Source organism: Falsiroseomonas oryziterrae, from assembly GCF_021864505.1.
GTDB classification, from domain to species: Bacteria; Pseudomonadota; Alphaproteobacteria; order Acetobacterales; family Acetobacteraceae; genus Falsiroseomonas; species Falsiroseomonas oryziterrae.
In genome coordinates this window covers 1-9504 of the sequence record NZ_JAKJIB010000138.1, presented here as the reverse complement: position 1 = coordinate 9504, position 9504 = coordinate 1, and the positions used below count along the sequence as shown (strand labels likewise).

General features: G+C 71.9%; 8 protein-coding genes. 6 read left to right on the top strand and 2 right to left on the bottom strand.

All coding sequences use genetic code 11. The annotated features are described in order from the left end of the window. The 6 genes from L2I40_RS12540 to L2I40_RS12515 all read left to right on the top strand — a co-directional run. A partial coding sequence (locus L2I40_RS12540; protein WP_237215299.1) for a GcrA family cell cycle regulator occupies nt 1-248 on the top strand: 248 nt, incomplete at its 5' end. A 208-nt stretch (nt 249-456) separates the two neighbouring features. Beyond that, on the top strand, nt 457-1386 hold the full coding sequence (gene ispH / locus L2I40_RS12535) for a 4-hydroxy-3-methylbut-2-enyl diphosphate reductase (protein WP_237215298.1): 930 nt from the start codon (nt 457-459) through the stop codon (nt 1384-1386). A 59-nt stretch (nt 1387-1445) separates the two neighbouring features. Further along, entirely contained in the window at nt 1446-2411 is a 966-nt protein-coding gene (locus tag L2I40_RS12530) for a tripartite tricarboxylate transporter substrate binding protein (protein ID WP_237215297.1), read from the top strand. A gap of 65 nt (nt 2412-2476) precedes the next feature. Beyond that, the gene (locus tag L2I40_RS12525) at nt 2477-3457 is read left to right on the top strand and encodes a Bug family tripartite tricarboxylate transporter substrate binding protein (protein WP_237215296.1); all 981 of its coding nucleotides are present in this window, start codon (nt 2477-2479) and stop codon (nt 3455-3457) included. Nucleotides 3458-3526: 69 nt separating this feature from the next. Further along, nucleotides 3527-4483 carry an acetyl-CoA carboxylase carboxyltransferase subunit alpha gene (locus L2I40_RS12520; RefSeq protein ID WP_237215295.1) on the top strand — a complete coding sequence of 319 codons (957 nt, stop codon included), beginning with the start codon at nt 3527-3529 and terminating at the stop codon, nt 4481-4483. Nucleotides 4484-4528: 45 nt separating this feature from the next. Continuing rightward, nucleotides 4529-6022 (top strand): MFS transporter, encoded by a 1494-nt coding sequence (locus L2I40_RS12515; protein ID WP_237215294.1) that lies wholly within the window; start codon nt 4529-4531, stop codon nt 6020-6022. 3 nt (nt 6023-6025) lie between these two features. On the opposite strand, the gene L2I40_RS12510 is transcribed toward L2I40_RS12515, so the two are convergent. Beyond that, a complete protein-coding gene (locus L2I40_RS12510; protein WP_237215293.1) occupies nt 6026-6394 on the bottom strand; it encodes a hypothetical protein in 369 nt (122 codons plus the stop codon). Next, nucleotides 6391-9153 (bottom strand): preprotein translocase subunit SecA, encoded by a 2763-nt coding sequence (gene secA, locus L2I40_RS12505; RefSeq protein WP_237215292.1) that lies wholly within the window; start codon nt 9151-9153, stop codon nt 6391-6393. The genes L2I40_RS12510 and secA overlap by 4 nt, the downstream gene beginning before the upstream one ends. Between the last annotated feature and the right edge of the window lie 351 nt (nt 9154-9504).

Below are 9504 nucleotides of genomic sequence, written 5' to 3'. Positions count from 1 at the left end.
CCCTGCCGCCGGTCGCGCCTGCGCCGGTTGTCGCGCCCCCCGTCGCGGTCGTCCCGCCGGCGCCGGCCGTGGTGCGTCCCTTCCCGCGCCTCTCCGCGGCGCGCTCCTGCTGCTGGCCGATCGGCGAGCCCGGCCAGCCGGGCTTCCGCTTCTGTTCGGCTGATGCGCTGACCGGAAAGCCCTACTGCGCCGAGCATGCTGCGGTCGCCTATGTGAAGGCGCGCGACCGGCGCGAGGACGCGGCGTAGTTCCTCACGACGTCGCCTTCGGCGCCGCCGCGGGGGCCCCGCGTCGGTGCCGATCCTGAGGTGAAGGCACCTGCTGCCCCGGCAAAGCCGGGGCAGGGCATCGGGGGGCCACCGGCCCAGGTCGAGATACGGGTCGGGGGAAAAGGCTTCCCGTCCTGCGCCTGATCCCCCATCTTCCCGCCACGTCTTCGGGGGACCGACCCAGATCATGCGTATCCTGCTGGCCGAACCGCGCGGCTTCTGCGCCGGCGTCGTCCGCGCCATCGAGATCGTCGAGCGTGCGCTCGCGATCCACGGCGCCCCGGTCTATGTCCGGCACGAGATCGTCCACAACCGCCACGTGGTCGAGGATCTGCGCGCCAAGGGCGCCGTCTTCGTCAACGAGCTCGACGAGGTGCCGGAAGGCGCGCTGACCGTCTTCTCAGCCCATGGCGTCGCCCGCGCCGTCGAGCAGGACGCGACCGCCCGCGGCCTCGATGTGCTGGACGCGACCTGCCCGCTCGTCACCAAGGTGCATGTCGAGGGACGGCGCTACGCCAAGGAAGGCCGTGCGGTCATCCTGATCGGCCATGACGGCCACCCGGAGGTCGAGGGCACGCTCGGCCAGATCGACGGCGAGATCCACCTGGTCGCCGACATCGCGGATGTCGCGGCGCTGCCGATCGCGGCCGATCGCAAGGTCGCCTACGTCACCCAGACCACGCTGTCGGTCGACGACACGAAGGAGGTGATCGAGGCCATCAAGGCCCGCTTCGTCGACGTGGTCGGCCCCGGCACGCGCGACATCTGCTACGCGACGCAGAACCGCCAGACCGCCGTGCGCGACCTCGCCAAGGTCTGCGACGTGGTGCTCGTGGTCGGCGCGGCGAACAGCTCCAACTCGAACCGCTTGCGCGAGATCGCCGAGGAATGCGGCGCGCGCGCCTATCTCATCGCCGATGCCGGCGCGCTGACGGCCGCGATGGTCCGGGGTGCCAAGGCGGTCGGCGTCACCGCCGGCGCCTCCGCCCCCGAACGGCTGGTGGAGGAGGTGGTGACGACGCTCCGCGCCCTCGGCGCCGACGACGTGGCGGCGCTTCCCGGCATCACCGAGGACGTCACCTTCCGCCTGCCGACCCGGCTGCAGGCCGCGGAGTAGCTTTCTTTCGCCGGCGTGTGGCGCTAGGTGTCATCGAAACGTCACGAGGGAGACGTCCAATGATCACGCGCCGCCGCCTGACGGGGCTGCTTGCCGCTGCGCCGCTGGCCACCCCGGGACTGGCACAGGCACCCTGGACGCCGGACCGCCCCGTCACCCTCGTCGTCGCCTTCGCCGCCGGCGGCGGCACCGACCTCGCCGCGCGCACCATCGCCCGCTTCATGGAGCGCGACCTCGGCGTCTCCGTCGTAGTCCTCAACCGCCCCGGCGCCGGCGGCGAGATCGGCTTCACGGAGCTCGCCCGCGCGCGGCCCGACGGCACGACGATCGGCTTCATCAACACGCCGCACATCGTCACCCTGCCGATCGAGCGCCGCACCCGCTTCCAGCTCTCGGACTTCACGCTGATCGCCAACATCGTGGACGATCCGGGCGGCCTCTGGGTGCTGGCCGACAGCCCCTATCGCACCCTGGCCGACCTGCTGAACGCCGCGCGCCAGCGGCCCGAGGCGATCGGCTACGGCACCACCGGCATCGGATCGGACGACCACCTCGCGATGCTCGCGCTCGAGCGGAAGTCGAACACGCGCTTCCTGCACGTGCCCTTCGCGGGCTCCGCCCAGGTGAAGCAGAACCTGATGAGCCGCGCGATCCCGGTCGCGGTGATGAACGTCGCCGAGGGCGTGATCGAGATGCGCCAGGGCGTGCTGCGCCCGCTCGCGCAGATGGGCGAGACGCGCTGGCAGCCGCTGGCCGAGGTGCCGACACTGCGCGAGCTCGGCTTCGACGTGATCGAGGGCTCGATGCGCGGCATGGCCGCGCCCGCCGGCATGCCGCCCGCGGTGCTGGAGCGCCTCGCGCTCTCGGTCCGCCGCACGGTGGAGGATCCGGAGTTCCAGGCCGCCGCGGTGCAGCAGAACCTTCCGCTCCGCTTCCTCGGCCCGGCGGAATACGCGGCGGAGCTGCGCGCGCTGCAGGCGCGCTACCAGGCGCTCTGGGCCGAGCATCCCTGGCGGGAGTCGTAAGCCCGCCCTTCCGGCGGCCGCATCGCCTTCCTACACTGGGCAGCAAGAACCTATTGGAGGAAACGATGCGCCGCCGCAGCCTGGCTCTTGGCGTTCCCGCCGCACTCGCGCTGGCCGGCATCCGGCCTGCGGCCGCGCAAGGCACCGGCGATTGGCCGAATCGGCCGATCCGCATGATCGTCGGCTTCGCGGCTGGCGGCGGCACCGACCTCACGGCCCGCACCATCCAGCCGAAGCTGCAGCAGCTGCTCGGCGTCTCGATCGTCATCGACAACCGTCCCGGCGCCGGCGGCAACCTGGCGACCGAGATCGCGGTGCGTGCGGCGCCCGACGGCCACACGCTGCTGATGGGCACCATCGCGGCGCTGGCGATCAACCCGACGCTCTACCGCAACCTTCCCTTCGACCCGCAGGCCGACCTGACGCCGATCAGCCAGTCCGGCTCGATCCTCAACGTGCTCGTCGTGCCGGCCGACCGGCCCTGGCGCAGCATGGCGGACCTCGTCGCCGCCGCCCGCGCCCGGCCCGACACGCTCACCTACGGCTCGTCTGGCATCGGCAGTGCGGGACATCTCGCCGGCGCGTTGCTCGACCAGATGGCGGGCGTGAAGACCGTCCACGTGCCCTATCGCGGCGGCGGGCCGCTGATGACCGACCTGGTCGGCGGCAAGGTCGACTTCTCCTTCGCCACGGCGCCGACCGCGCTGCCCCAGGTCGAGGGCGGGCGGCTGCGCGCGCTGGCGGTGCCCACCTCGGCGCGCTCCCCCTTGCTGCCGAACGTGCCGACGGTGGCCGAGACGCTGCCCGGCTACGAGGTCGGCAACTGGTACGCGCTGCTCGGCCCCCGCGGCCTGCCGCGTCCCATCGTGGACCGGCTGGCGACCGCGATGCGCACCGCGCTGGAGGACCCGGAGGTGCGGCGTCACCTCGCCACCCATGGCGTCGAGCCCACGCCCTCCACGCCGGAGGAACTGGCCCGCTTCATCCGCGACGAGACCGCCAAATGGGCGCCGATCATCCGCGCCACCGGGGCGACCCCCGACTGACCGCCGGGCCGGGCGGGGGGGGGGGACTGCCTTCCGCCCGCTCGCCTTCCGCGGTAACACCCCCGCGACATGCGGCACTTCCTGGAATTCGAGAAGCCGATCGCCGAGCTCGAGGGCAAGATCGAGGAGCTGCGCCGGACCACCGACGCAGGCGGCATCGACGTGGCCGACGAGGTCGGCAAGCTCCGCGACAAGGCGGAGGCGCTGCTGCGCCAGACCTACGCCAAGCTCTCGCCCTGGCAGAAGACGCTGGTGGCGCGGCATCCGGAGCGCCCGAAGGCGCTCGACTACGTCCGCACGCTGATCACCGACTGGACGCCGCTGGCCGGCGACCGCGCCTTCGCCGACGACGCCGCGGTGGTGGCCGGGCTCGGGCGCTTCCGCGGCCATGCGGTCGCCGTGCTCGGCACCGAGAAGGGCCGCGACACCGAAAGCCGCGTGAAGCATAATTTCGGCATGGCCCGCCCCGAGGGCTATCGGAAGGCGCGCCGCATCATGGAGATGGCCGGGCGCTTCGGCCTGCCCATCGTCAGCTTCGTCGACACCGCCGGCGCCTTTCCGGGCATCGAGGCGGAGGCCCGCGGCCAGGCCGAGGCCATCGCCCGCTCCATCGAGGCCGGGCTCGATGCGCCGGTGCCCTTCGTCGCGACCATCATCGGCGAGGGCGGATCGGGCGGCGCCATCGCGCTCGCCGCCGCCGACCGCGTGCTGATGCTGGAGCACGCGGTCTATTCGGTGATCTCGCCGGAGGGCTGCGCCTCCATCCTCTGGCGCGACGCCGCGCAGGCGGCGACGGCGGCCGAGGCGCTGCGCCTGACGGCCGAGGACCTGCGCAAGCTGAACCTCGTGGACGCGGTGGTGCCAGAGCCGCTCGGCGGCGCGCATCGCGAGCCGGAGAAGATGATGGAGGCCGTCGGCGACAAGGTCTGGTCGCTGCTCGAGCCGCTCCTGCAACTCGATGGCGCCACGCTGCGCGCCCGCCGCCGCGAGAAGTTCCTGGAGATGGGCCGCGCCGGCGTGATGTAGCGCCGGCCTCGCCGGCCCCGGCCTGGCGCGATAGGCTCGGGGCACATGCCCCCCGACACGGCGACACCGACCGAGGCCGAGCTACGCCGGCTGTTCTTCCGCGTCTTCCCGGCCGTCGGCCTCGCAATGTTCGGCGCCGCGCTCGACCAGACCATCGTCGCCGCCGCGCTGCCCTCCATCGCGCGCAGCCTTGGCGAGGTCGAGCGCATCTCCTGGGTCGTCGTCGCCTATCTCGTCGCAACGACGGTCGCCGCACCCGTCTATGGCCGGCTTGGCGACGCCTTCGGGCGCCGGCGCATGCTGCTCGTCGCGCTCGGCATGTATGCGCTCGGCGCCACGCTCTGCGCCTTGGCGCCGAGCCTCGACATGCTGGCTCTCGCCCGGCTCGTGCAGGGCTTCGGCGGCGGCGGGCTGATCTCCCTCTCGGTCGCGCTGATCGCCGAGGTCGTCCCGGCGCGCGAGCGCGGCCGCTTCCAGGCCTGGATCGCCGCCGTCTTCGCCGCCTCCAGCGCGCTCGGCCCGGTCGCCGGCGGACTGCTGACCGAGTGGTTCGGCTGGCGCGCGGTCTTCATGCTCCAGCCGCCGCTGGCGCTGCTCGCCGCCTGGCTCGCGGTGCGCCGGCTTGCCGGTGCCGATCCCGGCAACCCGCAGGGCTTCGCCTTCGACTGGGCGGGGCTGCTGCTCTTCGCCCTATTCGTCGCGCCCGCGCTGCTCGCGCTGGACCAGGTCCGACGGCTGGCGCCGAGCGCCCTGGCGTTGGCGTTCGGCCTCGCCGCCCTCGCCGGCCTCGCGCTGTGGCTGCTGTGGCGGCAGGAGCGGCGCGCACGCGATCCGCTGCTCCCGCTCGACGTCCTCACCGAGCCCTCGGTCTGGCGGGCGAACCTGCTCTCGGCGCTGGTCTCCGGCGCCTTCGTCGGTGCGATCGCCTTCCTGCCGATCTACTTCGCCGCGGTCCGCGGCCTCTCGCCCTCCGCGTCCGGCATCGCGCTGCTGCCGCTCGCCGTGCTGGCGGCGGTCGGCGCCGTGGTCTCCGGCCGGCTGCTGTCGCGCACGGGCCGCACCATGCTGTGGCCGGCCTTCGGCCTCGCGGGCGCGGCCATCGTGATGGCCGCGGTGGCGCTCGGGACGGGGCGGCTCGGCGTGCCGGCCATGGCGCTGCTGCTCGGCCTCGTCTCCATCGGCCTCGGCACCTCCTTCCCCATGGTGCAGGTGACGGTGCAGTCGGCGGCCGGGCGCGAGCGGCTCGGCTCCGCCACCGCCTCGGTACAGTTCACCCGGGCGCTCGGCTCTGCGGTCGGCACGGCGCTGCTGGGGACGGTGCTGTTCGGCACGCTCGCGGCGCAGGGCGGCGAGGCGGCGAGCCTCTTCGTCGCCCTGGTGAATCGCGGGCCGGAGGCGCTGGCCGGGCTGAGCGAGGCGGCGCAGGCCGCCTTCCGCGCCGAGATGACCGCGGCCTTCCGCGCCGCCTTCCTGACGGCCGCCGCGATGGCGGCCGTGGCCGCCTGGCTCTGCACGCGCGTGCCGCTGCAGCGGGTGTAGCGTCTACATCGGGCAGTTGAGCGTGAGCCCCGCCGCGACGGTCGCGGTCGGGATCGGCCGTGGCCCTGGCCCGGTCGGGACGATCACCACGCTTTGGCCGCCGATGCGGTAGGGTTGGCCCGTGGTGCGCGCGAATTCGCGCCCGTCCACCCGGAGCGAAAGCGTGAAGACCAGTTGCCGCGCGCTCGTGTTGCGGATGTGCAGCAGGTAGTTGAACTCGCCGTCGGAGCGCCGCTCCGCCTGCACGCGCTCCAGAACGAGGACGCCGCTCTGCCCGCAGGTGCCGCCGACGCGCAGCGCCTGCTCCTGCGCCGCCGCTGGCGTCGCGCAGAGCAGCAAAGCGGCGGCGAGGGCTCGTGGCGCCCGGCTCACACCCGCCCGTGGCAGTGCTTGTACTTCTTCCCCGAGCCGCAGGGGCAGGGCGCGTTGCGCGGCGTCTGCGCCCAGGTCGAGGGATCGTTCGGATCCACCGCGCCCGCGACCAGCGGCGCGCGCGCCGCCTGCGTCGCCGTGCCATAGGCGGGCGCCGGCCCGGCGTCGGCGTATTCCAGCTCGCCGCCCGCCTGGTTCGGGTCCGGGTGGCGCATGTCCATCACGCGCACCGGCTCCGGCATCGGAGGCGGCGCGTCCTGGCGCAGCTCGATGCGCATCAGCACGCTCGTCACCCGCTCGCGCAGGTCCTCGAGCATGGCATTGAACAGGTTGAAGGCCTCGCTCTTGTACTCGTTCAGCGGATCGCGCTGGCCATAGGCGCGCAGCCCGATGCCCTGCCGCAGGTGATCGAGCGAGAGGAGGTGCTCCTTCCACACCGCGTCGAAGATCTGCAGCAGCAGGCTCTTCTCCACCATGCGCATGAGCTCGGGGCCGAAATTCGCGACGCGCGCGGCGTAGGATTCGTCGGCCGCCTTCAGCAAACGCTCGCGCACCTGCGTCTCGTCGATGCCTTCCTCGCGTCCCCACTCCGCGACCGGCAGGTCGAGTCCGAGCACGTCGACCACCTTCTTCTGCAGGCCGTCGAGGTCCCACTGCTCGGGATAGGCGTTCTCGGGGATCGCCTTGTCGACCATCGCGCCGATCGTCTCGCGACGCATCTCGGCGACCGTCTCCGACACGTCCTCGGCGGTCATGAAGGCCTTGCGCTGCGCATAGACCTCGCGGCGCTGGTTGTTCATGACGTCATCGTACTTCAGCAGGTTCTTGCGCGTGTCGAAGTTCCGCGCCTCGACCTTCTTCTGCGCCTTCTCGAGCGCCTTGTTGATCCAGGGATGGATGATGGCCTCGCCGTCCTTGAGGCCGAGCTTCTCCAGCATCCCGCCCATGCGATCGGACCCGAAGATCCGCATCAGGTCGTCCTCGAGGCTGAGGAAGAAGCGGGAGGCACCCGGATCGCCCTGGCGGCCGGAGCGGCCGCGCAGCTGGTTGTCGATGCGCCGGCTCTCGTGCCGCTCGGTGCCGATCACCAGCAGGCCGCCGGCTTCCTTCACCTTCGGCCGAACCGCCTCGACCTCGGCCTTGTGGCGGGCCAGCGCCGCCTCGAATTCCGGGCTGTCGCCGTTGCCGACCTCGGCGCGCGCCAGCATCTCGGCATTGCCGCCGAGCTGGATGTCGGTACCGCGGCCGGCCATGTTGGTCGCGATCGTTACCGCGCCCGGGCGTCCGGCCTGCGCGATGATGCCGGCCTCCTGCTCGTGGTAGCGCGCGTTCAGCACCTGGTGCGGGATGTTGCGCTTCTTCAGCAGCCCCGCGATCAGCTCCGACTTCTCGATGCTTGTGGTGCCGACGAGGATCGGCTGGCCCTTGCCGCGCGCCTCGTCGATCAGGTCGATCACCGCGTCGTACTTCTCACGCGCGCTGCGATACACCTCGTCGTCGGAGTCGATGCGCGCGACCGGCACGTTGGTCGGGATCTCGACGACGTCGAGCTTGTAGATCTCCATGAACTCGTCGGCCTCGGTGGAGGCCGTGCCCGTCATGCCCGACAGCTTCGGATAGAGGCGGAAGTAGTTCTGGAAGGTGATGGACGCCAGCGTCTGGTTCTCCGGCTGGACCGGCGCCCCCTCCTTCGCCTCGAGCGCCTGGTGCAGCCCGTCCGAGTAGCGCCGGCCCTCCATCATGCGGCCGGTGAACTCGTCGATGATGATCACCTTCTCCTGCGTGACGCCGTACTCGGTCACCTTCTTGACGATGTAGTCCACGTCCCGGGTGAAGAGCGCATGCGCGCGCAGCGACTGGTTGGCGTGGTGCACCAGCGTGACGTTCTGGATGTCGTACAGCCCGCCTTCCGTCAGCAGCCCGGCCTCGCGCAGCGCCGCCTCCAGCCGCTCCGTGCCTTCCTCGTTCAGGTGGACGGTGCGGAACTTCTCGTCCTTCTCGTAGATCGACTTGTCCTTGACCAGCTCCTTCATCACCGCGTTGACGCGGTTGTAGAGGTCGGAGGTGTCGTCCGTCGGGCCGCTGATGATCAGCGGCGTCCGCGCCTCGTCCACCAGGATGCTGTCCACCTCGTCGACGATCGCGTAGTTGAACTCGCGCTGCACCATCTCGGTCAGCGAATACTTCATGTTGTCGCGCAGGTAGTCGAAGCCGAACTCGTTGTTCGTCCCGTAGGTCACGTCGCAGGCATAGGCCGCGCGGCGCTCCTCGTCGGTCAGCCCGTGCACGATCACGCCGACGGTCAGGCCGAGGAAGCGGTAGATCCGCCCCATCCACTCGCTGTCGCGCTTCGCCAGGTAGTCGTTCACCGTGACGACATGCACGCCCTTCGACGTCAGCGCGTTCAGGTAGACGGGCAGGGTGGCGACCAGCGTCTTGCCCTCGCCGGTCTTCATCTCGGCGATCTTGCCCTCGTGCAGCACCATGCCGCCGATCATCTGCACGTCGAAATGGCGCAGCCCGAGCACGCGCTTGCCGGCCTCGCGCACCACCGCGAAGGCCTCGGGCAGGATGTCGTCGAGCGACTTGCCGGCGGCGAGCTGGGCGCGGAACTCGTCGGTCTTGCCGCGCAGCGCCTCGTCCGACAGGGCGGCGATCTTCGGCTCGAGCGCGTTGATGGCCGGGACGCGCGCCTGGTAGCGCTTGACCGCGCGGTCGTTCGAGGTGCCGATGAAGGCGCGGACGAGGCGTTGGAACATGTCTTCCTGTCGTCTCCGGCCGGTGCCCGGGCCCGGGGCTTGGCCAACGGGCAGGCGGGACGACGGCCGGGCAAAGGGGGGCGCGAGCCGGGCCGCAGCCCGGGCTGTGCCAGCGGTGGCGCGGCCGGCGAGAGATAGGCTCGGGCGGGGGACGCGTCAACGCGAACGGCCGGGCCGGCTCCTTGTCGCCCCGGCGGCCTTCCGCCATCTTCCGGCGCCTTCTCGGAGTCTGATGAATGCGCCGCCCGGCCCTGTTCCTTGCCGCCCTGCTGCTGCCGGCCGGCCCCGTGCTCGCCCAGGCCCCCGCGGCGCCGGCGCCGCAGCCGCCCGCGGCAGCGACCCCGGCCGGCG